Below are 21,607 nucleotides of genomic sequence, written 5' to 3' on the forward strand. Positions count from 1 at the left end.
GCCGCGAGGACCGGGCCTCGCCGCCTCAGCGGTCGAGCGCCTCCGCGAGGCGCCGGGTGACCGCCCGCAGTTCGAGCTCGGCCCCGCGGACGCGCTCGCCGAGAGCCGCCGCGGTGTCGGCGGCCTGCTCGGCGGCCGCCGCACCCGCCGCCTCGGACGAGGCTCGGTCGGCCGCGACCGACGCGCTGAGCTCGTCCAGCGCCTCCCGGAGGCCCGCCGACTCGTCGCGCAGCACGGAGACGTCGCCCTGCACCGCGCTCAGCTCGCCGCGGAGCCCGGCCACCTCGTCGCGCAGGGCCGCCGTCTCGGCGCGCAGCTCCTCCGTGCGCAGCCGCGCCTGCTCGAACCAGGGGGCGACCAGCCGGTGCACCGCGTCGCGGAGCACGACGCCGCCGCGGCCGAGCCGGGTGGGCGCGGAGCCGGGGTCCTGGAGGAAGTCGTGGTCAGTGGTCATCGTCGTGGTCCCGTCCGGAGAAGCGGCGGTGGAGCACGTCCATCGCCCGCAGATCCTTGTCCATGATGTCGGCCTCGAGGGTGGTGTCGGCGAGGCGGTCGGCGAGGCCCGGCCGGGAGCGGCGCTCGAGCGAGGCCTCGATCAGCTCGACGGAGCGCTCGAACGAGAGCGGTCCGCGCGCCGCGGCCCGGCCCCGCCGACCGAGCGCCTCGAGGTCCACCGCCCCGCTCGCCACGTCCCGCATCGCCTCGAGGAGCGCCGGGGCGGAGCGGGTGATCTTGATGCAGTCGACGCCGTCGATGAGGAACTCCGCTACTCCGCTGGCCGCCGTCACGATCGGCACGGCGCCCGCCGCGGCCGCCTCGACCGGCGCGACGCCGAACGCCTCTCCGGCCCAGGTCGGGAAGAGGAACGCGTCGGCGCGGCCGTGCGCGGCGAGCACCTCGGCGTGCGGCGTCGCTCCGTGGAACTCGACCAGGCCGGCCAGGCCCGCCTCGTCCGCCCGGGCGCGCCAGCCGTCCACGTCTCCGTCGCCGTAGAGGTCCACGCGGAAGTCGCGGGTCTCCTCCGCGAGAGACGCCGCCGCCTCCAGCACCAGCCCGACGCCCTTGTGCTCGCCGAGCGACGCGGCGAACGTGAACCGGGTGGTCCCGCCCTCGCGGTAGCGCCGCGGCTCCGCGGTGTCGGGGGGAACGGACACTCCGCGCCCGATCACCTCGACCTCGCCCAGGCTCAGCCCGCCGGCCTCGATCGCGTCGACGAGGGAGCGGCTGACCGCGACGATCTCGCCGCGGTCGAAGTGGTCGGGGGCCTGGGCGCCGTAGACGCGGAGCACGCGCTCGGGCAGCCCGTCGACCAGGGCGTTCGGGATGCGGTCGCCGAGGTTCCACATCCACGGCGCCTCCACCGCCCGCAGCAGGTCGATCATCGCGAGGCCGCCGATCCCGAGCAGGTTGAAGGCCACCACGTGGGTCGGCGCGAAGTCGCGCAGCTCCTCGAGCAGGATGCGGGTGTTCTCGAACCGCGAGACGGCGCTCTCGTGGTGCAGCAGCTGAGCGATCTCGCCGCCCGTCTGCGGCAGCGGGAAGTAGGTGCGCAGGCTCAACGTGCGGTGCACCTCGACGCCCGAGGGCTCCGGCGGCAGGTAGGTCGGCGTGGTCAGCACGCGCACGGTGTGGCCGCGGGCCGCCATCGCCTCCGCGACGCGCGCACAGGTCATCTCGTATCCGCCGAGCACCTGGGGCGGATAGAGGTTGCTCACGAACAGCAGGCGCATCAGCGCACCTCCCCTCTCGCGGAGGCGTCCGCCGCGATCCGCGCCGTCACCTCGGGCGTGTAGGCCGCGCGGGCCTGGCGGTCGTTGCCGCCGTCCCAGTAGTTGACGAGGTAGAGCCCGGACTGCTGCGTGCGCGGCACGAACGGGAACAGCTGGGCCCGGGGCTCGATCTGCGCGATCCGGTAACCGGCGTCGACCGCGCGCACGTGCAGCCAGATGTCGTCGGCGTCCGGGGCGATCTCGCGGAACGCCTCCCCGTGCGCGGCGATCTCGCCGAGGAGCGCGGCGGGCAGCAGCTGCCCGGAGACGGAGGTGCCGAAGACGTCGGTCGACGCGCGCGTGTCGGCGACCGGCGTCCAGCTCGTGTACGGAGCCACGGCGCCGTCGACGATCCCCACCCGGTGGGCGCGGTAGCAGAGCACGGTCTCGCGGGGGTAGCGCGAGCGGGCGTCGAGCAGGCCCCTCAGCCAGGTGCGCGGGTACACGATGTCGTCGTCGGAGGTGACGAGGTCGCGCTCCCCCGCCCGGCCCGAGAGCAGGTGCGGGTAGTACTTCGTGTGCACGCGGTAGCCGTCGACCAGGCGGATCTCGACGCCGCGGCGGCGGAGGCGTCGCAGCGGCGCGGGCAGGTCGGCGTGCAGGGCCGGGTCGTCGAGCCAGAGCACCAGGCGCGCGGGCCGGGCGTCGCCGCGGGCGATGGACTCGAGCGCCACGTGGACCCGCTGCAGCCGCTCGCCGTGCGTGGTCATCGTCACCACGACCTCGCCCGCCGGATCGACCGCGGAGCGGCGGGAGAAGCGGTTGGCCAGATCGAGCAGCAGCAGCTCGCGCCGGAGCGCGGGCGAGGGGTGGTCGATCGGCCGGGCGGCGATCACGGCGGCGCGGCGCTCCGAGAGGCGCTGAGGGGCGGAGCGGACGACCCGGGCCGCGGAGCGCAGCCGCGTGCGGGGGCGGACACGACGGCCCAGCGCCGCGAGGCGCGTGCGGGGCCGGACGCGCCGGCCGACGGCGGCGAGAGCGGGATGCATCGGTCCAGGTTAGCCGGAGGCGCCCGGGGGCCCTGCGCCGGTCAGGGCTCGTCGACGACCGCGAAGGCCCGCACCGGGAAGGTCCCGAAGCCCCGCACCTTCGGCGGCACGGCGGTGAAGCGCGCCCCTGTCGCCGGCAGCCCGCCGAGGCCGGTGAGGTGCTCGACGACGTGCACTCCCGCGGCGAGGAGGGCCGAGTGCGCGGGCCGCGATCCGCCCGACTCCGTGTCGTCGATGTTCACCGAGTCGATGCCGACCAGCACCGCGCCGGCGGCGACGAGCGCCTCCGCCGCCTCGCCGCTGAGGAAGGGGGCGCCCCTGCCGTACCCGGGCGTGGCGAAGTGCGCGTCCCAGCCGGTGCGGAGGAGGACGGCGGCGCCGCGGACGTCGAGTCCCGCGACCGCGTCCGCACTGATGTCCCGTCCGGTGGCTCCGGTCGCGTCGACCACGACGGCAGGCAGATCGACCAGCGTCTCGAGGCGGAGAGCGGCGAGATCGGCTCCGCCCTCGTAGCGGTGGAACGGGCTGTCGAGGTAGGTGCCCGTGTTCCCGATCATCTCGATGACGTCCATCGCGAACTCGGTGCCGGGCGCGTAGGAGGCGCGGGACGCCTCACGCGTGAGGTGCGGCCGGATGCGCGGAGCGGGCAGGCCCGGGTAGGTCACCAGCCCGTCCGCGACGGTGTGGCTGAGGTCGACGAAGCGGCGCGAGGAGGTCATGCGCCCGATCCTGGCAGGGGCCGGATCGGGCGCACCATCGAGATGCCGCCCCGCGGGGCGGCGTTCCCGCCTCTACTTCTTCGGCAGCGCCGCCGACAGGTCCGCGATCAGGTCGGACGAGTCCTCGAGGCCCACCGAGAGGCGCACCAGCGACTCCGAGACCTCCAGCGGCGTGCCCTTCACCGACGCGTGCGTCATCTCGCTCGGGTAGCCGATCAGCGACTCGACGCCGCCCAGTGACTCCGCGAGCTGGAACAGCTCGGTCGACTCGGCGAACTTCCGGGCCGCGCGCGGCGTCGCGAGCTCGAGCGAGAGCATCCCGCCGAACCGCGACATCTGGCGCTTCGCCAGCTCGTGGCCGGGGTGCGAGGGCAGGCCCGGGTAGTGCACGGCCGTCACCGCCGGGTGCTCGACGAGGAACTCGGCGACCGCCTGCGCGTTGACGGAGTGGCGCTCCATCCGCACCCCGAGGGTCTTGATGCCGCGGACCGTGAGCCACGCGTCCATCGGGCCCGAGATCGCTCCGACCGCGAACTGCAGGAACGCGATCTTCTCGGCCAGCGGCCCCGAGCGCAGGGCGAGCGCGCCGCCGACGACGTCCGAGTGGCCGCCGAGGTACTTCGTGGTCGAGTGCACGACCACGTCGGCACCGAGTGCCAGCGGCTGCTGCAGCGCGGACGAGGCGAAGGTGTTGTCGACGACGACGATCAGGTCGTGCGCGTGGGCCAGGTCGGCGAGCTCGGCGATGTCGCTGATGGTCATCAGCGGGTTCGACGGGGTCTCGACCCAGAGCATCTTCGTCTCGCCGGGGACGATCGCCCGCTGCACCTCGCGGAGGTTCGACATGTCGACGGCCGTGTTGCGCACGCCCCAGGCGCTGTGCACCCGGTCGATCAGGCGGTGGCTGCCGCCGTACGCGTCGTTGCCCAGGACGACGTGGTCGCCGGGCGCGAGGGCGGCGCGCAGCAGGGTGTCCTCGGCGGCGAGGCCGGAGGAGAAGGAGTAGGCGACGTCCGCGCCCTCGAGCGAGGCGATGAGCTCCTGGAGCGAGTCGCGCGTCGGGTTCGCCGAGCGGGCGTACTCGTAGCCGCCCCGGAGACCGCCGATGCCGTCCTGGACGAACGTGGAGGTCATGTAGACGGGCGGCACGACCGCCCCGGTGGTCGGATCGAACTCCTGGCCGGCGTGGATGGCGCGGGTGTCGAAGTGCTGCTTCTTGGGCATGGTGCGGGCTCCCTGGGTCGGAGGTGCGGAGGCGGCGGCCGTCAGGCCGTGGCGTAGGTGAGGAGGTCCTGTCGGGTGATCACCGCGACGGGCTTGCCCTCGTCGGTGACGAGGAGGGCGCTGCGCTCGGTGAGCGCGGCGCGGGCGGCGGTGATGCTCTCGCCGAGCCCGATCAGCGCGAGCGCGTCGCCCACGCAGTCGCCGAGCGGGTCGTTCATCGAGGCGGATCCGGCGAAGACGCGGTCGAGCAGCTCGCGCTCGTCGACGGCTCCGACGACCTCGCCCATCACGACGGGCGGCTCGGCGGTCAGCACCGGCAGCTGCGAGACGCCGTACTCGGTCATGATGCCGATCGCGTCGCGGATCGTGTCGGTCGGGTGAGCGTGCACGAGCGCCGGGAGGTCGGCCTGCCCGCTCGCCGCCCGCGCGCGGAGCACGTCGCGGACGGTGCCCTCGTCGCGCATCTCGAGGAAGCCGTAGGAGCGCATCCAGCGGTCGTTGAAGATCTTGCCGAGGTAGCCGCGCCCGCCGTCCGGAAGGAGCACGACGACGACGTCGTCCGGCCCTAGACCGGCGGCGGCCTTGAGCGCGACGGAGACGGCGAGCCCGCTCGATCCGCCGACGAGCAGCCCCTCCTCGCGGGCGAGGCGGCGGGTCATCGCGAACGACTCGGCGTCGCTGGAGGCGATGATCCGGTCGACCACGCTCGGGTCGTACGCGCTCGGCCAGAAGTCCTCGCCGACGCCCTCGGTCAGGTACGGGCGACCGCCGCCGCCCGAGTAGACGGAGCCCTCGGGGTCGGCGCCGACGATCTGCACGCGGCCCTCCGACACCTCCTTGAGGTAGCGGCCGACGCCGCTGATGGTGCCGCCCGTGCCGACTCCCGCGACGAAGTGGGTGAGCCGGCCGGCGGTGTCGCGCCAGATCTCGGGGCCCGTGGTCTCGTAGTGGCTGAGCGGTCCGTTGAGGTTCGCGTACTGGTTGGGCTTGAAGGCGCCGGGGATCTCGCGGGCGAGGCGGTCCGAGACGGAGTAGTAGGAGGCGGGGTCCTCCGGAGCGACGGCCGTCGGCGTCACGACGATCTCGGCCCCGTAGGCGGTGAGGACGTTGCGCTTGTCCTCCCCCACCTTGTCCGGCAGCACGAACACGCAGCGGTAGCCGCGCTGCTGCGCGACGAGGGCGAGGCCGATGCCGGTGTTGCCGCTGGTCGGCTCCACGATGGTGCCGCCGGGCTTCAGCAGCCCGTCGCGCTCGGCTGCGTCGATGATGCGGGTCGCGATGCGGTCCTTCGACGAGCCGCCGGGGTTCAGGTACTCGACCTTGACCAGCACGGTCGCCTGCACGCCCGCCGCGACCGGACCCAGCTTCACCAGCGGGGTGTCGCCGATGAGGTCGAGCACCGAATCGGCGTAGGCCATCCCGGTCTCCGGGCGTGCGGGAAGGGCGCGATCCAGGCTCATCCCGCCAGCGTAGCAACCGGCTGCGGGCGTGTGACGGGGGTGGGCGGAGGCACAGGGAGCGGTCTCGGGAGGGGAGTGCCGCCGGTCGCGCCGGTGCCCTATCGTGGGGGTCCGCGAGCGCCGCGGTCGACCCGGAACGGACCCCGAATGACCTCACCGATCGCCGCACCGCCGCGGCGTCCGGCCGACATCCACCTCCTCCGCCTGCTCGGCCCGGCGCTGGTCGCCGGAGTCGCCTACCTCGACCCGGGCAACGTCGCCAGCAACATGACGGCCGGCGCCCGGTTCGGCTACCTCCTGGTCTGGGTGGTGGTGCTCGGCAACCTGATGGCCTGGCTCATCCAGTACCTCTCGGCGAAGCTCGGCCTGATGACCGGCCGCAGCCTCCCCGAGCTGCTCGGCGACCGCCTGCGCGGCCGCTGGGGCCGCCGGGCCTACTGGCTGCAGGCCGAGACGGTCGCGATGGCGACCGACCTGGCCGAGGTGATCGGCGGCGCGATCGCGCTGAACCTGCTCTTCGGACTGCCGCTGCTGGCCGGCGGCGTGGTCACCGGCGCGGTCTCGCTGGTGCTGCTGCTCGTGCAGACGCGGGGCGGGGCGCAGCCGTTCGAGCGGGTGATCACGGCGCTGATGGTGCTGATCGCCGTCGGCTTCACGGTCGGCGTGGTCGTCGATCCGCCGGACGCGGGCGCGACCGTCGCCGGTCTCGTGCCGCGCTTCGAGGGCTCGGAGTCGGTGCTGCTCGCCGCCTCGATCCTCGGCGCGACCGTCATGCCCCACGCGATCTACGCCCACTCCGCGCTCGCCCGCGACCGCTTCGGCCACGTCGAGGGCGTCGGCGCGCGCCGGAGGATCCTGGTCGCCACCCGGATCGACGTGACGATCGCGCTCGCCATCGCCGGCACCGTGAACCTCGCGATCCTGCTCCTCGCCGCGCACTCCCTCGCGGGAGTCGCCGGGACCGACAGCCTCGAGGGCGCCCACGCGGCCATCGGGGCGGCGCTCGGACCGGTGGTCGCGACCCTGTTCGCCGTCGGCCTGCTCGCCTCCGGCCTCGCCTCGACCTCGGTCGGCGCGTACGCGGGGGCCGAGATCATGCACGGTCTGCTCCAGGTGCGGGTGCCGCTCGTCGCCCGTCGTCTGGTCACGCTGATCCCGGCGCTCCTGGTGCTCGCGATCGGCTTCGACCCGACGCGCGCGCTGGTGCTCAGCCAGGTGGTCCTGTCGTTCGGCATCCCCTTCGCGCTCGTGCCGCTCGTGATCCTGACGCGCGACCGCCGCCTGATGGGCGACCAGACGAACCGCTGGTTCACCACCCTCGCCGCCGCCCTGGCCGCCGTCTTCCTCATCGTCCTGAACGGCCTGCTGCTCTGGCTCACCTTCGCCCCCTGAGCGGAGCGGCGGCGCATCCTGCGGATCGAGCGGGCCCGTTGGGCATCCCGCTGATCGAGCGGCCCGCTCCTCGGGCGCATCGAGATCCCCCTGACCGCGCATTGATCCGATCCGAAGCCTCGCTCGTTATCCTCTGAGAGCGCCTCTCAGGCGCCTGCGCCCGCCCCAGGCGCCTTCCGCCCTCAGAACGAGAGACGCCGCCGTGCCCAAAGACACGATGTCCGCCAAGAACCGCGCCCGACAGGAGAAGCTCGAGGCCTACAAGCGCGAGCAGGACCGCCGCAAGCGCGGCTCCCGCATCTGGATCTGGTCGCTGTCGGCCCTGGCCGTCCTCGCGGTCGGCGGGATCGTCGCGGTCACCGTCTTCGGGAACCAGCAGATCGTCGAGGCGCGCGAGATCGACGGCCTGCAGACCTTCGACAACGACGCCACCCACGTCGCCGGCGCCGTCGACTACCCGCAGACCCCGCCGGCGGGCGGCCCGCACAACGCCGTGTGGATGAACTGCGGCGTCTACGACGAGCCCGTCCCGAACGAGAACGCGGTGCACGACCTCGAGCACGGCGCCGTCTGGGCCACGTACGACCCCGAGCTCCCGCAGAGCGAGGTCGACGCGCTGATCGCCGCGATGCCCGACACCTACTCCGTCGTCTCGCCCTACGAGGGCCTCGAGTCGCCCATCGTGCTGAGCGCCTGGGACGCCCAGGTCGCGATCGACTCGCCCGAGGACCCCCGCATCGACGCCTTCGTCGAGCGCTTCTGGCAGTCCTCGAGCGCTCCGGAGCCCGGCGCCCCCTGCACCGGAGGGATCGATGCGCCCGGCAAGCAGTAGGGGCCGGATCCTCGTCGCCGCGGTCGCCGTGGTCGCGCTCCTCCTCGGGGCGGCCGGCGGCTACCTCTTCGGCGCGCTCGCCCCGTTCGCCTCCGCCGCGACGCCCTCGAGCGCGAGCGCCGAAGCGGGTTTCGCGCGCGACATGCAGGTGCACCACCTGCAGGGCGCCGAGCTGGCGATGATCGCCCGCGAGCGCAGCGCCGACGACGAGGTCCTCACCGTCTCGAAGGACATCCTGCTCACCCAGCAGCAGCAGGCCGGGCAGCTCTTCGGCTGGCTCAACTCGTGGGGCCTGCCGCAGGCTGCTCCGGAGCCCTCGATGACCTGGATGGGCCGGCCGACCCTGGCCGGAGCCGCCGACGAGCACTCGTCGATGGGGATGGGGACCGAGGACGGCGTCGTGCCCGCGAGCATGCCCGGTCTCGCGACACCGGACCAGATCACCGCCCTCAGCAGCGCGTCGGGCCGCGACTTCGACCGGATGTTCCTCGAGCTGATGATCGCCCACCACCGCGGCGCGATCGACATGGCCGAGGCGCTGCTCGCCCGGAGCCGCGTGACGGTCGCCACCGACTTCGCCTCCTCCGTCGTGAAGGCCCAGGAGGCCGAGATCTCGCTGATGGAGCAGATGCTCGAGGACCGGCCGGCGGAGTGACCGACTCCGGCGCGGGCGACGGCGGATGAGAGCGATGCGCCTCCCCACCGGGGAGGGGCACATGCTCTCCGCCGACGTCGTGCACGGGGCCCGGCGACTCAGACGGCGTCGGCTGGGAGTAGCCCCGCGGGGGCCGCGGCCGCCGATCCGCGGCTCAGCCCTGGAGGGCCGACTCCGTCTGCTGCGCGTAGAGCGAGGCGTAGAGTCCGCCGAGGCCGAGCAGCTCGCGGTGGGTGCCCGATTCGACGATCCGGCCGCCCTCGACGACGTGGATGACGTCGGCCGACACGATGGTCGAGAGCCGGTGAGCGATCGCGATGGTGGTGCGACCGCGGGCGGCGTCGTCGAGCGCGGTCTGGACGATCCGCTCCGAGACGGTGTCGAGGGCGCTGGTCGCCTCGTCGAGGATGAGGACCGCCGGGTCCTTCAACAGGACGCGCGCGATCGCGAGCCGCTGCTTCTCGCCTCCGGAGAGCCGGTAGCCGCGCTCGCCGACCAGCGTGTCGTAGCCGTCGGGGAACGACGTGATCGTCGCGTGGATGTTCGCGGCGCGGGCGGCCGCCTCCAGCTCCTCCTGCGTCGCGTCCGGGCGGGCGTAGCGGAGGTTGTCGCCGATCGTCGCGTGGAAGAGGTAGGTCTCCTGGCTGACGATGCCGATGTGCGAGACGAGCGACTCCTGCCGCAGCTCGCGCACGTCGGTACCGGCGAAGCGCACCGCTCCCCCGGCCACGTCGTAGAGGCGCGGGACGAGGTACGAGATGGTGGTCTTGCCCGCGCCGGAGGGACCGACGAAGGCGACGAACTGGCCCGGCTCGATCGCGACCGAGACGTGGTCGAGCGTCGGGCGCGCGTCCTCCGCCTGGTCGGGGTAGCGGAACACGACGTCGTCGAGCTCGACCCGGCCGAGCTCGCCCGAGACCTCGCGTGCATCTGCCCTGTCCGTGATCGCCGGACGCAGGTCCAGGTACTCGAAGATGCGGGCGAACAGCGCTCCGGCCGTCTGCAGGTCGAGCGCGACGCGCATCAGGCCCAGGAGCGGCCACATCAGGCGCGCCTGCACGGTGGTGAAGGCCACGACGGTTCCGGCGGTGACGGTGGTGCCGCCGAGGATCAGCCAGGCGGCCACAAGGTACACGATCACGGGGATGACCGAGAGGAAGATCTGCACCATCGCGAAGAACCACTGGCCGGACATCTGCTGCCGCACCTGGAGCTCGATCTGCCGGCCGTTCTCGTCGGCGTAGCGCGTCACCTCCGACTCCTGGCGGCCGAAGCTCTTGGCCAGGAGGATGCCCGATACGCTCAGGGTCTCCTGGGTGATCGCGGTCATCTCGGACAGCGACTCCTGCGTCTTCGTCGCGATGCGCGCCCTCACCTGGCCGACGCGGCGCTGGGCCACGACGAGCACCGGAGTGAGGACGAGGGCGACGATCGTCATCTGCCACGAGAGCAGGAGCATCGCGACGACGGCCGCGATCACGGTGACGGTGTTGCCCAGCACGCTCGAGACGGTGTTCGTGAGCACGTTGGCCACGCCGCCCACGTCGTTGGCGAGGCGCGACTGGATGACGCCGGTGCGGGTGCGGGTGAAGAAGCCGAGCTCCATCGCCTGCAGGTGGCGGAAGAGGCGGATGCGCAGCTCCCCCATGACCGTGTTGCCGACGGTCGCGGTGAGGTAGGTCTGCCAGACGCCGAGGATCGCCGAGAACGCCCAGACCAGCACCATGACGCCGACCAGCTCGAGCAGCACCGGGAGGTCCGGGCGTCCGCCTGGCGGGAAGAGCCCACGGTCGAAGGCCAGCTGAGTGAGGAGCGGGGGCACCACCGTGAGGGCGGCGCCGACGAGCACGAGGATCACGGTGAGCGTGAGCTTGGGGCGGTGGTCGCGGAAGAGTCCCGCGATGCGCCGGAGCAGGTCGTCAGCCCTTGGTGGCGCCGGCGAGGAGGCCGCGGACGAAGAACCTCTGGAGGGAGAAGAACACGATGAGCGGCACGATGATCGAGATGAACGCGCCGGCCGTGAGCAGCTCCCACGACTGGCCGTAGGAGCCGGTGAGGTCCTGCAGCGCCTTCGTGATCGGCAGCCCCTGTCCGGAGGTGAAGACCGTCGCGACCAGCAGGTCGTTCCAGACCCAGAGGAACTGGAAGATGCCGAAGGAGGCGATGGCGGGGACCGAGAGCGGGAGCACGATGCGGAAGAAGATCTGGCCGTGTCCGGCGCCGTCCACTCGTGCCGCTTCGATGACCTCGCCGGGGATCTCGGAGATGAAGTTGTGGAGCATGAAGATCGCGAGCGGGAGCGCGAAGATCGTGTGCGCGATCCACACCTTCGCGTAGGAGCCGTCCAACCCGTTCACCCCGAGGCCGGGGAGGATGTAGAGCCCTCCGATGCGCAGGCCGTCCGAGAACAGCTGCAGCAACGGCACGAGCGCCATCTGGATGGGGACGATCTGGAGCGAGAACACGAGGACGAAGAGCGTGTTGCGGCCCTTGAAGTCGATCCAGGCGAACGCGTAGGCGGCGAGGCTGGCGATCGTGATCGGGATCAGCGCCGCCGGCAGCGTGATGACCAGCGAGTTCACGAACGCCTTGCCCAGGGTCAGGCTGTCGCCCGAGTTGAGCGCGTTCGCGTAGTTGTCGAGGGTGAAGCCGGGGTTGGCGAAGATCGTCCACCAGCCGGTCGTCTTGATGTCGTTCGCGGGGCGGAACGACGAGATGAACAGGCCGAGGGTGGGAACGGTCCAGATGACGGCGATGATCAGCGCGGCGAGAGTGGCGCCGCGCGATGTCGTCGCCTTCTTGACCTTGCCGCTGGCCGCCTCGATCCTGGACTCGCCGCGGGCGAGCGCGCGCTCGGTGCTGCGGTCGACCGGAACCTGGATCGGAGTGGGCGTGACGCTCATCGGATCTCCCTCTGCTTGGCGAGCTGGCGGGCGTTGTAGACGACGATCGGGAGCACGAGCAGGAACAGGATGACCGCGAGGGCCGCGCTGTAGCCGCTGCGGGCGCCGAGCTGGAACTGGCGGACCATCTCGAACGCGAGGACCGTGGTGTCGGAGCGGCCGCCGGTCATCGCCGAGACGATGTCGAAGACCTTCAGCGACGCGATCGAGATCGTCGTGAGGACGACCACGATCGAGGAGCGGATGCCTGGGACGGTGACGTTCCAGAAGGACTGCCACGCGCTGGTGCCGTCGAGCGAGGCCGCTTCGAGCTGCTCGGAGGGGACGCCCTTGATGGCGGCGGAGAGCACCGTCATGGCGAATCCGGCCTGGGTCCAGATGAGGACGACGACGAGGAACAGCGTGTTCCACGGCTCGAGTCCCAGCCAGTCGACCGGCGGGGCGCCGAAGGCGGTGAGGATGCCGTTGAGGAGGCCGATCTGCTCGCCCTGGCGCACGTCGTAGAAGAACTTGAAGATGATCGACGCGCCGACGAACGAGATCGCCATCGGCATGAAGACCAGCAGCTTGAAGAACTTCTCGCCGCGGCTCTTGTCGATGAAGACCGCGTAGGCGAGACCGATCGCGGTCGCCGTGATGGGGGCCAGGAGCACCCAGACCACCGTGTTCAGGAAGGCGGTGATGCCGTCGGGGCTGGTGAAGACCCAGACGAAGTTGTCGATGCCGGCGAATCCGGAGCCGTCGTTCTTCATGAACGCGTTGATGGCCGTCGTGATCGTCGGGTAGATCAGGCCGATGAGGATGAAGAAGGCGGCCGGTGCCATGAACGCGATGAGTTGGAGTCCGTAGCCCGCGCCTTTGCGGGACCGGAAGTCGAGCAGGAACAGCGCGCCGCCGATGACGGCGGCCACCACCGCGACCCAGAGGACGGAGTTGTAGAGGCCGAACACCAGCAGGAGGACGACCGGCAGGACGACCGTGACCGCGAGCCGGAGGACCGTGTAGCCGGTGCCGCGGCGGGGCGCGATCTCGACGAAGAAGAGGATGAGCGCCACCACGGCCGCGAAGGCCAGGAGGATGAGCGGGATCTGCGCGAGCGGCGGGATTCCCGCCAGCCATTGGAAGAACCCCGAGATGGTGATGGGGGACATGGACGCCCTTTCGAGTGCGACTCTGGACTCAGGAGGGGCCCGGCCCCGGGATCCGTGGATCCGGGGGCCGGGCCGTCACAGCTGAGCCGCCACTCGGGAGCGGCGGCTCTGCTCCGCTGCTAGGAGGTGTAGCCGGCCTGGATCTCCTCGAGCGCCTGGTCGGTGCTCGTGCCGTCGATCCAGTCGACCATGCCCTTGAAGAAGCTGTCCGAGCCCACTGCCTTCGGCATGAGGTCGGACGCGTCGAAGCGGAACGTGGTGTCCGGGTTCTGGAGGATCGCGATGGAGTCCTTCAGGACGTCGCTGCCCGCGTTGGCCGGGTCGAGACCGGTGTTCGCGGAGATGACGCCGCCGAGGGAGACGCGGCTGTTGGCCCAGTCGGCGCTGGCCAGGTACTCCTGGACCTTCGCGGTGTCCTCGTCGTTCGAGAACGCGGCGACCATCTCGCCACCACCGGTGACGGCCTGGGCGTCGTCGGCCTTGACCGGCGGGGTGAGGAAGGCCCACACGTCGCCGTCCTCGGCCACGTTGGCGCCGGCCGAGGTCAGGAAGCCCTCGAAGAACGAGGCCTGGTGGGTCAGCGCGCAGGTGCCGTTCGCCATGTTCTGGGCGACGTCGCCGAAGGCGGTGGAGTTGATCGACTTCACGTCGCCGTAGCCGGCGTTGACGAGGGTCGGGTCGAGGAGGATCGATCCGACGGAGTCGAACGCGGACTTGATGGCCGGGTCGGTGAAGGGGGTGTCGCCCGCGACCCAGGAGTCGTAGACGTCGGGGCCGGCCTCGCGGAGGACGGCGTCCTCGATCCAGTCGGTTCCGGGCCAGCCGGAGGCCTCACCGGAGTTGAAGCCCGCGCACCAGGACGGTCCGCCGGTCTTCTCGGCGATCGTCTTGCCGAGCGCCTCCATCTCGTCCCACGTCGTGGGAACGGAGACGCCCCACTCCTTGAACTTGGCCGGGGAGTACCAGATGTAGCCCTTGACGGACGCCATCAGCGGCGCGCCGTACTGGGTGCCGTCGACCTGGCCGTACTTCTGCCAGTCCTCGGACCAGTTCTGCTTGACGTTGGCGAGGGCGCCCTCGGGGAGCTCCTGCACCTTGCCGGAGGCGACGGTGTCGGCGAGCAGACCCGGCTGCGGGAAGATCGCGAGGTCGGGGGTGTCGCCACCCTGGACCTTGATGCCGATCTGCTTCTCGAACTCCTTGTCGCCCGTGTACTTGATCTCGATGCCGCTCTCCTTCTCCCAGTCCGCCCAGGACTGCTCGAGAAGGGTGGCCTCGTCGCCGTTGATGGTGCCGTAGACGTTGACGACGCCGTCGGCGGTGCCGACCGTGCCGGCCGAGCTGCCGCCGCCGGCGTTCGGGTCGTTGGGGTCACTGCTGCTGGAGCAGCCCGCGAGTGCGATGCCGGCCGCTGCCAGAACGGCGACCGGGACGGTGATACGGCGGTGCAGGGATGACCGCATTCTTCCTCCTCATTGAGTGGTGGAACCAGCCGAGCAGGCCGCTCCTCGCCGATCGGGATCGGGAGGCTGTGGCGGCTCGAAGCGTGTGCCGCGACGACTCGGATGCTGGTGATGGCGATGCCAGGAGGAACTCCGAGCGGATCACCGGATTCGTGTGGGTGGGCTCCCACGGAGGGAAACCTTTCCACAAGAACGATGAAAGCACAACGCCGGTGATAGAGCGCTCTCTGAGATAACGATTCGGCGTCAGAACAGCGATCGCGGGGCCGGGGCCGAGCGGAGATCGATCTCGGCGCGACGCCCGGCCGCCGGGCGGGGTATAACTTCCTGGAACCGTTTCCAGCATCGAGGCCGGACGGTCGGGAGGAACGCCGTGCCAGGCATCGAAGAGGTGGCCGAGCTCGCAGGAGTGTCGAAGGCGACGGTCTCGCGCGCGCTCAGCGGCCGGGGCTACGTCTCCGCGGGGACGAAGCAGCGCGTCGAGCGCGCCGCGACGAGCCTGGGCTACGTCGTCTCCGCCAACGCCTCCAGCCTCGTCACCGGCCGCAGCAACAACATCGCCGTGATCATCCCGATCATCAACCAGTGGTTCTTCGCCGGGATCATCGAGGGCATCGAGCGCGCCCTGCTCGCCGCCGGCTACGACCTGCTCCTCTACAACATCGACAAGCACCTCGACGCCCGCCGGAGCGTGTTCGAGTACTACCTCGTCCGCAAGCGCGTCGACGCGATCGTCGCCGTCACCCTCGAGATCTCGCCGCACGAGACGGAGGCGCTCCTCGCCCTGGGCAAGCCCATCGTCGGCATCGGCGGCGAGCTCCCCGGCATCCCCACCTTCAGCATCGACGACGTCGCCGCCTCCCGCCTCGCCACGGAGCACCTGCTCTCCCTCGGCCACGAGCGGGTCGTCCACATCGGCGGGCTCGCGGAGGAGGAGATGGACTTCCACGTCCACACGCAGCGCCGCGACGGCTTCCGCCAGGCGCTCGAGGCCGCCGGCCTCGAGCCGGGCGCGCAGGACATCGTGCCCACCACCTTCGACATCCCCGGCGGGCACAGCGCCGGACGGCAGGTCCTCGGCGACCCGCGGACCCGGCCGACGGCGATCTTCGCCGCCTCCGACGAGATCGCGATCGGGATCATCCTCGCGGCGCGCGAGCTCGGCCTCTCGGTGCCCGAGGACGTCTCCGTCATCGGGATCGACGACCACCCCCTCGCCGAGCTCTTCGGTCTCAGCTCGATCCGCCAGGACCCGCGCCAGCAGGGCGAGCTCGCGGTCGCGCTGGTGCTGGACGCGCTGGCCGCCCTCGGTCGAGGCGAGCCCCCTCCCCCGGCCCGCCACACGCTGATCCCCGCCTCGCTGGTGATCCGCACCAGCACCTCGGCGCCGCGGGGGGCGAGAATCGGAGCATGAGCGACTCCGACACCCCCACCGTCCGCGACGTCCCCGAGCGGTCCCGCTTCGTGATCGAGGTCGGCGGCACCCCGGCCGGCTTCGCCGCGTACACCCGTCAGGGCGACGAGGTGACGCTCACCCACACCGTCGTCGACGACGCGTGGGAGGGCCACGGCCTCGGGAGCATCCTCGCGCGGGCCGCGGTCACCGCGATCACGGAGGCGGGCGGCACGGTCGTCCCGCGCTGCCCCTTCGTCGCGGCCTGGCTGCGCAAGCACCCCGACGTCGACGCCCGGGTCCGCTGGCCCGAGGACTGACTCGCTCCGGGGGCGTCCTGCTCCCGATCTCCTGGAGCGCCCAGGTGTTGCCGTCCGGATCGGCGAAGTACGCGTACTGCACGCCGCCCAGGTCCTGGACCTCGCTGATCTCGAGCGAGCGGCCGACGAGCTCCGCGCGAGCGGCGGCGATGTCGTCGACGACGAGGTGGAGGGAGCGGACGACGCCCTCCTCCGGACCGGGGCCCATCCCGCTGCCGACCACGATCGAGCAGGCCGAGCCGGGCGGGGTGAGCTGGACCACGCGCATCGCGGCGGAGGGCCGCACGTCGTGGTCGAGGTGGAAGCCCATCACCTCCGTGTAGAAGGCGACCGCGCGGTCGACGTCGCCGACGGGGAGGGGGACGAGCTCGAGTCGCATCTGCACGCGACCAGTGTGCCGCGCGGCGGAACCGCGCGGGAGGGGTCAGTCCCGCGGGCCGACGACGAGGCGCTCGTGCATGATCTCGACGGCGCGCTCGAGGACGCGGCGGTCCTCGAGGGTGAGATCGGCGAAGATCGGCGTCAGCGCGTCGCCGAGGTCGGTCCGCCAGGCGTTCAGCGCGTCCGCGCCGGCGGGAGCCAGGCGGATCTGCCAGGCGCGCGCGTCGAGGGGATCGGCGATCCGGTCGAGCCAGCCGGTCTCGACGAGGTTCTTCACGATCTTGGTCATCGTGGGCTGCGAGACGCGGCTCTGGGAGGCGAGCTCCCCCAGGCGCATCGGGCCCATCGAGAGGAGCACCGAGAGCGTGCGCCAGACGGCCTGCGACTCCTGGTTGCCGGTCGCCTGGGCGGCGAGGCGGGTGATCCGGTGCGTCACCGAGACGAAGTCGCTCAGGAGCTCGCTGAGCGAGACCTCGCTGGGCGGGACGTCGCGGGCGGGGAGCCCGGCGAGCAGATCGTGAGCAGTCACGCTCCGATCCTAGGGGCGCGCGCCGCCAACGGCCGGGAACGACGAAGGGCGCCGCCTCCGAGGAGACGACGCCCTGCGTCTGCAGGCGTGCCTGCATCACCCCGACGAGCGACCGGCCGGAGCCGGCACCCGCGACGGGTGAAGGGAATTACTTGACGGTGACGGTCGCGCCGGCGCCCTCGAGCTGAGCCTTGGCCTTCTCGGCGGTCTCCTTGTTGACGGCCTCGAGGACCGCCTTGGGGGCACCGTCGACGAGCGCCTTCGCCTCACCGAGGCCGAGGCTGGTGAGGGCGCGCACCTCCTTGATGACCTGGATCTTCTTCTCGCCGGCGGCCTCGAGCACGACGTCGAACTCGGTCTGCTCCTCGACCTCTTCGGCGGGGGCGGCCGGGCCGGCCACACCGGCGGCGGCGACGGGCGCCGCAGCGGTGACCTCGAAGACCTCTTCGAACTTCTTGACGAACTCCGAGAGCTCGATGAGCGTGAGCTCCTTGAAGGCCTCGATGAGCTCGTCCTGCGTGAGCTTTGCCATGATTTTTCTCCTTGTTTTTCTTTGTCTACGAACCGCGCGCGCACTGCTTCCCGGAAGGGGAAGACGTCAGCTCGCGGACTCCTGCTTCTCGCGCAGCGCCTCGACCGTGCGAACGGCCTTCGAGAGCGGAGCGTTGAACAGATATGCGGCGCCGAACAGCGAGGCCTTGAAGGCGCCGGCGAGCTTGCCGAGCAGAACTTCGCGGGACTCGAGGTCGGCGAGCTTGCCCACCTCTTCTGCGGTCAGCGGGTTACCGTCGAAGTAACCGCCCTTGACCACGAGGAGAGGGTTTGCCTTGGCGAAGGCACGCAGCGACTTCGCGACGGCGACAGGGTCGCCGTGCACGAACGCGATGGCCGAGGGGCCAGCGAGCTCGTCGTCGAAGGACGAGATACCGGCGTTGTTCGCCGCGATCTTGGTCAGCGTGTTCTTCACCACGGCGTAGGTTGCGTGCTCACTGATGTCCTTGCGCAGCGTCTTGAGCTGAGCAACAGTGAGACCGCGGTACTCGGTCAGCAGAACGGCCGTCGAGCTCTGGAACTTCTCCGTGAGTTCGGCAACCGAGGCTTCCTTGTTCGCCATGGCTACTCCTGTGAATTCTCGTGCCGGTAGCCCGAAGGCAGGCAAAGAAAAAAGCTCCGGCACAGGGGCGCGGAGCTTCGGGATCGCGGTGAGGCGGAACTGAACTCGTGCACCTGCGCGGGCAATTCGCTTCGCGAATCCTTCGTCCGGTGGCGATCCGCGGGGCCGGGGCCCTGCTCGTGCGCACACCGGAAACCGGCGGTCTTTGGCTTCGGGAAGCGTACGTCATCGCGGCGCGCGGGCGCAAGTCGAGGAGGAGGGCCCGCTCGCGGGATGCTGGAGGCATGACCGGCCCGACCCCCGACTCCGCCCGCGACGTCGACTCCGCGATCGCCTCGGTGGAGGGCGAGCTCAGCATCCTCTTCAACCGCGTGCGGGCGGCGATGCGCTCCTACGCCGAGCGTCTCCACCCGGAGCTGACGCCGCTGGGCTACAAGACGATCTCGGCGCTCGAGCGCCGCGGACCCGTGCACTCGGGCGTGCTGGCCGAGCTCCTCGAGATGGACAAGTCGGCGCTCAGCCGCCAGATCACGGCGCTCGACCGCCTCGGCTTCCTCGAGCGCACCCCCGACCCGCAGGACGGCCGCGCCACGATCCTCTCGGTGACTCCGGCGACCGCCGCGCGGCTGCGCGAGATCCGCAGCTCGAACCAGGCGCTGATGCACGAGGAGCTGCGCAGCTGGGCGCTCGCCGACGTCGAGCTCTTCGCCTCTCTCCTGCACAGGATCAACGACCTTGACATCTGACGCTTAGCACCCCGTCCGTTCGGGGACAATCGCCGGACGCCGCCCGCTCGACTGCGTAGTTTCGGAGGCGATGGACCAGCACTCCTCCTCTCTCCTCCCCCACGACGTCGACGGCGCGCTCGGCTTCGCGCGCGGTCTGAGCGCCGACGCGCCCCGGCCCGGCACCGGTCGCACCGCCGAGCTGCACGGTCTCCTCGAGCGCCTGGCTCGGCACGACCTCGGCGTCGCGCGCGCGGTGGAGCCGCACCTCGACGCTCTCGCGATCCTCGGCGAGGCGGAGCTCGACCCGTCCGGACTCGGAGTCGCCGCCGACGCCGCCTGGGGGGTCTTCGCGGCCGAGGGCGGCGGGGATCCTCTGGTCGCCCGCGAGAGCGACGGCGACTGGCTGCTCGACGGCGTGAAGCCCTGGTGCTCGCTGGCCGACCGCCTCGACGCCGCCCTCGTCACCGCCCACGTCGGGGACGCCTCCGGCGAGCGCCGCCTCTTCGCCGTGGCGCTGCGGGACGGGTCGGCGACGCCGGAGCAGGACGCCTGGCACGCGCGGGGCCTGACGGAGGTGCCCAGCGGACCGGTCCGCTTCTCCGGCACCCGCGCCGTCCCCGTGGGCGACGTCGGCTGGTACCTCTCGCGGCTCGGCTTCGCCTGGGGCGGCATCGGCGTCGCCGCCTGCTGGCACGGCGGAGCCCTCGGAGTCGCGGCGGCCGTCGCGGCGGCGGCGGCCCGACGCGAGGACCCGCACCTCCTGGCCCACCTCGGAGCGATCGACACGGCGCTCTCCGCGTCGCGCCGGGCGCTGGACGAGGCCGCCGCGGCGGTCGACGCGGGCGAGGCCGACGGCCCCCGCGGCTCACTGCTCGCCAAGCGCGTGCGGGCGAGCGTCGCCGGAGCGGTCGAGGAGATCCTGCTCCGCGCCGGCCGCGCGCTCGGCCCGGCTCCGCTCGCCCTCGACGCCGAGCACGCCAAGCGCGTCGCCGACCTCGCGCTCTACGTCCGCCAGCACCACGCCGAGCGCGACGACGCCGCTCTCGGCCGCGCCGTGCTCGCCTCGGGCGAGGCGGCCTCCTGGTGAGCCGGCCCTTCGACGGGCGCCTCGAGGGCACTCCTCTCGAGCACTGGACCGCGGACGGCCGCCGCGACCGCCTCCCGGAGCTGACCCTGCCCGACGGGATCCGGCGCGTCCTGGTGGTCGTGGCGCATGCCGACGACGAGACCCTCGGCTGCGGCGGCACCATCGCGCTCGCGCGTCGGCGCGGGATCGCGGTCGACGTCGTCGTCGTGACCGACGGAGCCGCGGCCGACGGGGAGCGGGACGCGGACCTCGCCGCCGAGCGCCGGCGGGAGGCCTCGGACGCACTGGCGGAGCTCGGCCCCGGCATCGGGCTCGCCTTCCTCGACGTGCCGGACTCGGCGACCCCGGAGCACCACGAGCGCATCGCACGCGAGGTGCGCGAGCGGGCGGCCGGCGCCCCCGGGACCGTCCTGCTCCTCTCCACCTGGACCGGGGACGGTCACCGGGACCACCGCGTGGTCGGCGAGATCTGCGCGGAGGTCGCGCGCGAGCTCGGGCAGCCGCTGCTCGCCGCGCCGATCTGGCTGTGGCACTGGGCGGTCCCGGAGGACCCCGAGGTGCCGTGGGGCGACCTCGTGCGCCTGCCGCTCGACGACGAGCTGCTCGAGCGCACCCGCCGTGCCCGCTCCCGCTATCCCAGCCAGACCCGCCCCGGGCCCGACGGGACCGGTCCGGTGCTCCATCCGCTCTTCCTGCGCACCTTCACCGGGGACGACCGGCTGGTGAGGATCGCATGAGCTACTTCGACGAGCTGTACGCCCGCCACGAGGACCCGTGGGGGTACACGAGCCGCTGGTACGAGCAGCGCAAGCGCGCCCTGACCCTCGCGAGCCTGCCGGAGCAGCGCTACGGCTCCGTGCTGGAGATCGGCGCCTCGATCGGCGTGCTGGCCGAGGCGCTGGCCGACCGGGCCGACCGCCTGCTGGCGATCGACGTGTCGAGCGCCGCCGTCGAGCGCGCCGCCCGCCGCCTCGCTCCGCTCGAGCACGTGCGGGTCGAGCACCACGACATCACCCGCGGCGTGCCGGAGGGTCCGTTCGACCTGGTCGTGCTCTCGGAGGTCGGCTACTACCTCGGCGACGCCCTCCCCGGCGTGCTGCGCACCATCCGCGACGCCCTCGCCCCCGCGGGGGAGCTCGTCACCGTGCACTGGCGGCATCCGATCGAGGAGCTCGCTCTGGACGGCGACGCCGTGCAGTCCGCCGTGGCCGAGCTGGGCCTGCACCGCCTCGCCCGCCACGAGGAGGAGGACGTCCTGCTCGAGGTCCACGCCCGCGACTCCCGCTCGGTCGCCCGCCGGACGGGGCTGGTGTGAGCCGGCTCGCGCAGGTGCTGGTCGTCGTCCCGGCCCTCGACGAGGAGGAGCGGATCGGCGGCCTGATCGCCTCCGTCCGGGCGAGCGCGACCCACCTCGCCCATCGGGCGCCCGGAATCGGGATGCGCCTCGTGGTCGCCGCGGACGGCTGCTCCGACGCGACCGTCGAGCGGGCCCGTGCCG

The 21,607-nt window shown here is 72.0% G+C and carries 22 protein-coding genes and 2 pseudogenes; 10 read left to right on the top strand and 14 right to left on the bottom strand.

The features are described from left to right. Positions 1–25 precede the first annotated feature (25 nt). The 6 genes from C5C46_RS14295 to C5C46_RS14320 form a co-directional block, all read right to left on the bottom strand. The gene (locus C5C46_RS14295) at positions 26–454 is read right to left on the bottom strand and encodes a hypothetical protein (RefSeq protein WP_104227175.1); all 429 of its coding nucleotides are present in this window, start codon (positions 452–454) and stop codon (positions 26–28) included. After that, positions 444–1,730, bottom strand: a complete 1,287-nt coding sequence (locus tag C5C46_RS14300; protein WP_104224348.1) for a glycosyltransferase — start codon at positions 1,728–1,730, stop codon at positions 444–446. The genes C5C46_RS14295 and C5C46_RS14300 overlap by 11 nt, the downstream gene beginning before the upstream one ends. After that, on the bottom strand, positions 1,730–2,758 hold the full coding sequence (locus tag C5C46_RS14305) for a glycosyltransferase (RefSeq protein WP_104227176.1): 1,029 nt from the start codon (positions 2,756–2,758) through the stop codon (positions 1,730–1,732). Before C5C46_RS14305 ends, C5C46_RS14300 begins: the two co-directional genes overlap by 1 nt. Before the next feature lie 41 nt (positions 2,759–2,799). Further along, on the bottom strand, positions 2,800–3,477 hold the full coding sequence (locus C5C46_RS14310; RefSeq protein WP_104227177.1) for a cyclase family protein: 678 nt from the start codon (positions 3,475–3,477) through the stop codon (positions 2,800–2,802). Between the two features lie 72 nt (positions 3,478–3,549). Further along, positions 3,550–4,701: a cystathionine gamma-synthase gene (locus C5C46_RS14315; protein ID WP_104224345.1), complete on the bottom strand. Its 1,152-nt coding sequence runs from the start codon at positions 4,699–4,701 to the stop codon at positions 3,550–3,552. A gap of 41 nt (positions 4,702–4,742) precedes the next feature. Next, positions 4,743–6,119 carry a cystathionine beta-synthase gene (locus C5C46_RS14320; RefSeq protein WP_104227178.1) on the bottom strand — a complete coding sequence of 459 codons (1,377 nt, stop codon included), beginning with the start codon at positions 6,117–6,119 and terminating at the stop codon, positions 4,743–4,745. 189 nt (positions 6,120–6,308) lie between these two features. On the opposite strand from C5C46_RS14320, the gene C5C46_RS14325 reads away from it, so the two are divergent. The 3 genes from C5C46_RS14325 to C5C46_RS14335 all read left to right on the top strand — a co-directional run bounded on the left by C5C46_RS14325 (position 6,309) and on the right by C5C46_RS14335 (position 9,040). Next, positions 6,309–7,553: an Nramp family divalent metal transporter gene (locus C5C46_RS14325; protein WP_104227179.1), complete on the top strand. Its 1,245-nt coding sequence runs from the start codon at positions 6,309–6,311 to the stop codon at positions 7,551–7,553. A gap of 202 nt (positions 7,554–7,755) precedes the next feature. Continuing rightward, positions 7,756–8,385, top strand: coding sequence for a DUF3105 domain-containing protein (locus C5C46_RS14330; RefSeq protein WP_244230507.1), 630 nt, complete (start codon positions 7,756–7,758; stop codon positions 8,383–8,385). After that, positions 8,366–9,040 (top strand): DUF305 domain-containing protein, encoded by a 675-nt coding sequence (locus C5C46_RS14335; protein WP_104224341.1) that lies wholly within the window; start codon positions 8,366–8,368, stop codon positions 9,038–9,040. Before C5C46_RS14330 ends, C5C46_RS14335 begins: the two co-directional genes overlap by 20 nt. A 154-nt stretch (positions 9,041–9,194) precedes the next feature. Here the strand turns inward: C5C46_RS14335 and C5C46_RS14340 are convergent. The 4 genes and pseudogenes from C5C46_RS14340 to C5C46_RS14355 all read right to left on the bottom strand — a co-directional run. Beyond that, positions 9,195–10,976 (bottom strand): annotated as a pseudogene (locus C5C46_RS14340) (ABC transporter ATP-binding protein); the annotation flags it as partial. After that, positions 10,960–11,943, bottom strand: a complete 984-nt coding sequence (locus C5C46_RS14345; RefSeq protein WP_104224339.1) for a carbohydrate ABC transporter permease — start codon at positions 11,941–11,943, stop codon at positions 10,960–10,962. The pseudogene C5C46_RS14340 and the gene C5C46_RS14345, both read right to left, overlap by 17 nt. Continuing rightward, positions 11,940–13,094, bottom strand: a complete 1,155-nt coding sequence (locus C5C46_RS14350; RefSeq protein WP_181027270.1) for a carbohydrate ABC transporter permease — start codon at positions 13,092–13,094, stop codon at positions 11,940–11,942. Before C5C46_RS14350 ends, C5C46_RS14345 begins: the two co-directional genes overlap by 4 nt. 119 nt (positions 13,095–13,213) lie before the next feature. Beyond that, a complete protein-coding gene (locus C5C46_RS14355) occupies positions 13,214–14,557 on the bottom strand; it encodes an ABC transporter substrate-binding protein (RefSeq protein WP_104227181.1) in 1,344 nt (447 codons plus the stop codon). Positions 14,558–14,930: 373 nt separating this feature from the next. Between C5C46_RS14355 and C5C46_RS14360 the strand changes: the two genes are divergently transcribed. Next, the gene (locus C5C46_RS14360; protein WP_104227182.1) at positions 14,931–15,971 is read left to right on the top strand and encodes a LacI family DNA-binding transcriptional regulator; all 1,041 of its coding nucleotides are present in this window, start codon (positions 14,931–14,933) and stop codon (positions 15,969–15,971) included. Continuing rightward, entirely contained in the window at positions 15,968–16,270 is a 303-nt protein-coding gene (locus C5C46_RS14365; RefSeq protein WP_104224336.1) for a GNAT family N-acetyltransferase, read from the top strand. Before C5C46_RS14360 ends, C5C46_RS14365 begins: the two co-directional genes overlap by 4 nt. On the opposite strand, the gene C5C46_RS14370 is transcribed toward C5C46_RS14365, so the two are convergent. The 4 genes from C5C46_RS14370 to rplJ form a co-directional block, all read right to left on the bottom strand. Beyond that, on the bottom strand, positions 16,167–16,649 hold the full coding sequence (locus C5C46_RS14370) for a VOC family protein (RefSeq protein WP_104227183.1): 483 nt from the start codon (positions 16,647–16,649) through the stop codon (positions 16,167–16,169). The two genes, C5C46_RS14365 and C5C46_RS14370, sit on opposite strands and share 104 nt — an antisense overlap. Positions 16,650–16,694: 45 nt before the next feature. After that, a complete protein-coding gene (locus tag C5C46_RS14375; protein ID WP_258059518.1) occupies positions 16,695–17,180 on the bottom strand; it encodes a MarR family winged helix-turn-helix transcriptional regulator in 486 nt (161 codons plus the stop codon). A gap of 148 nt (positions 17,181–17,328) precedes the next feature. Next, entirely contained in the window at positions 17,329–17,712 is a 384-nt protein-coding gene (gene rplL, locus C5C46_RS14380; RefSeq protein WP_104224335.1) for a 50S ribosomal protein L7/L12, read from the bottom strand. 66 nt (positions 17,713–17,778) lie between these two features. Continuing rightward, positions 17,779–18,294, bottom strand: coding sequence for a 50S ribosomal protein L10 (rplJ, locus tag C5C46_RS14385; RefSeq protein WP_055791018.1), 516 nt, complete (start codon positions 18,292–18,294; stop codon positions 17,779–17,781). 284 nt (positions 18,295–18,578) lie between these two features. On the opposite strand from rplJ, the gene C5C46_RS14390 reads away from it, so the two are divergent. From C5C46_RS14390 to C5C46_RS14410, 5 genes and pseudogenes are all read left to right on the top strand, one after another. Beyond that, complete coding sequence (locus C5C46_RS14390) at positions 18,579–19,040, top strand: MarR family winged helix-turn-helix transcriptional regulator (RefSeq protein ID WP_104227184.1); 462 nt, start codon at positions 18,579–18,581, stop codon at positions 19,038–19,040. 70 nt (positions 19,041–19,110) lie between these two features. Further along, on the top strand, positions 19,111–20,109 hold the full coding sequence (locus C5C46_RS14395) for an acyl-CoA/acyl-ACP dehydrogenase (protein ID WP_104227185.1): 999 nt from the start codon (positions 19,111–19,113) through the stop codon (positions 20,107–20,109). Further along, positions 20,106–20,846, top strand: coding sequence for a PIG-L deacetylase family protein (locus C5C46_RS14400; RefSeq protein WP_181136535.1), 741 nt, complete (start codon positions 20,106–20,108; stop codon positions 20,844–20,846). The genes C5C46_RS14395 and C5C46_RS14400 overlap by 4 nt, the downstream gene beginning before the upstream one ends. Next, entirely contained in the window at positions 20,843–21,424 is a 582-nt protein-coding gene (locus C5C46_RS14405) for a class I SAM-dependent methyltransferase (protein WP_104227186.1), read from the top strand. Before C5C46_RS14400 ends, C5C46_RS14405 begins: the two co-directional genes overlap by 4 nt. Next, positions 21,421–21,607: pseudogene (locus C5C46_RS14410) on the top strand (hypothetical protein); the annotation flags it as partial. The gene C5C46_RS14405 and the pseudogene C5C46_RS14410, both read left to right, overlap by 4 nt.

The sequence above is a fragment of the Rathayibacter sp. AY1E6 genome, assembly GCF_002931115.1.
Lineage (GTDB): Bacteria > Actinomycetota > Actinomycetes > Actinomycetales > Microbacteriaceae > Rathayibacter.

Excerpts from the sequence above, each read along its gene's own strand:
- C5C46_RS14295 (WP_104227175.1), bottom strand. The coding sequence starts at position 454 with ATGACCACTGACCACGACTTCCTCCAGGACCCCGGCTCCGCGCCCACC.
- C5C46_RS14300 (WP_104224348.1), bottom strand. The coding sequence starts at position 1,730 with ATGCGCCTGCTGTTCGTGAGCAACCTCTATCCGCCCCAGGTGCTCGGC.
- C5C46_RS14305 (WP_104227176.1), bottom strand. The coding sequence starts at position 2,758 with ATGCATCCCGCTCTCGCCGCCGTCGGCCGGCGCGTCCGGCCCCGCACG.
- C5C46_RS14310 (WP_104227177.1), bottom strand. The coding sequence starts at position 3,477 with ATGACCTCCTCGCGCCGCTTCGTCGACCTCAGCCACACCGTCGCGGAC.
- C5C46_RS14315 (WP_104224345.1), bottom strand. The coding sequence starts at position 4,701 with ATGCCCAAGAAGCAGCACTTCGACACCCGCGCCATCCACGCCGGCCAG.
- C5C46_RS14320 (WP_104227178.1), bottom strand. The coding sequence starts at position 6,119 with ATGGCCTACGCCGATTCGGTGCTCGACCTCATCGGCGACACCCCGCTG.
- C5C46_RS14325 (WP_104227179.1), top strand. The coding sequence starts at position 6,309 with ATGACCTCACCGATCGCCGCACCGCCGCGGCGTCCGGCCGACATCCAC.
- C5C46_RS14335 (WP_104224341.1), top strand. The coding sequence starts at position 8,366 with ATGCGCCCGGCAAGCAGTAGGGGCCGGATCCTCGTCGCCGCGGTCGCC.
- C5C46_RS14345 (WP_104224339.1), bottom strand. The coding sequence starts at position 11,943 with ATGAGCGTCACGCCCACTCCGATCCAGGTTCCGGTCGACCGCAGCACC.
- C5C46_RS14350 (WP_181027270.1), bottom strand. The coding sequence starts at position 13,094 with ATGTCCCCCATCACCATCTCGGGGTTCTTCCAATGGCTGGCGGGAATC.
- C5C46_RS14355 (WP_104227181.1), bottom strand. The coding sequence starts at position 14,557 with ATGCGGTCATCCCTGCACCGCCGTATCACCGTCCCGGTCGCCGTTCTG.
- C5C46_RS14365 (WP_104224336.1), top strand. The coding sequence starts at position 15,968 with ATGAGCGACTCCGACACCCCCACCGTCCGCGACGTCCCCGAGCGGTCC.
- C5C46_RS14370 (WP_104227183.1), bottom strand. The coding sequence starts at position 16,649 with ATGCGACTCGAGCTCGTCCCCCTCCCCGTCGGCGACGTCGACCGCGCG.
- rplL (WP_104224335.1), bottom strand. The coding sequence starts at position 17,712 with ATGGCAAAGCTCACGCAGGACGAGCTCATCGAGGCCTTCAAGGAGCTC.
- rplJ (WP_055791018.1), bottom strand. The coding sequence starts at position 18,294 with ATGGCGAACAAGGAAGCCTCGGTTGCCGAACTCACGGAGAAGTTCCAG.
- C5C46_RS14390 (WP_104227184.1), top strand. The coding sequence starts at position 18,579 with ATGACCGGCCCGACCCCCGACTCCGCCCGCGACGTCGACTCCGCGATC.
- C5C46_RS14395 (WP_104227185.1), top strand. The coding sequence starts at position 19,111 with ATGGACCAGCACTCCTCCTCTCTCCTCCCCCACGACGTCGACGGCGCG.
- C5C46_RS14405 (WP_104227186.1), top strand. The coding sequence starts at position 20,843 with ATGAGCTACTTCGACGAGCTGTACGCCCGCCACGAGGACCCGTGGGGG.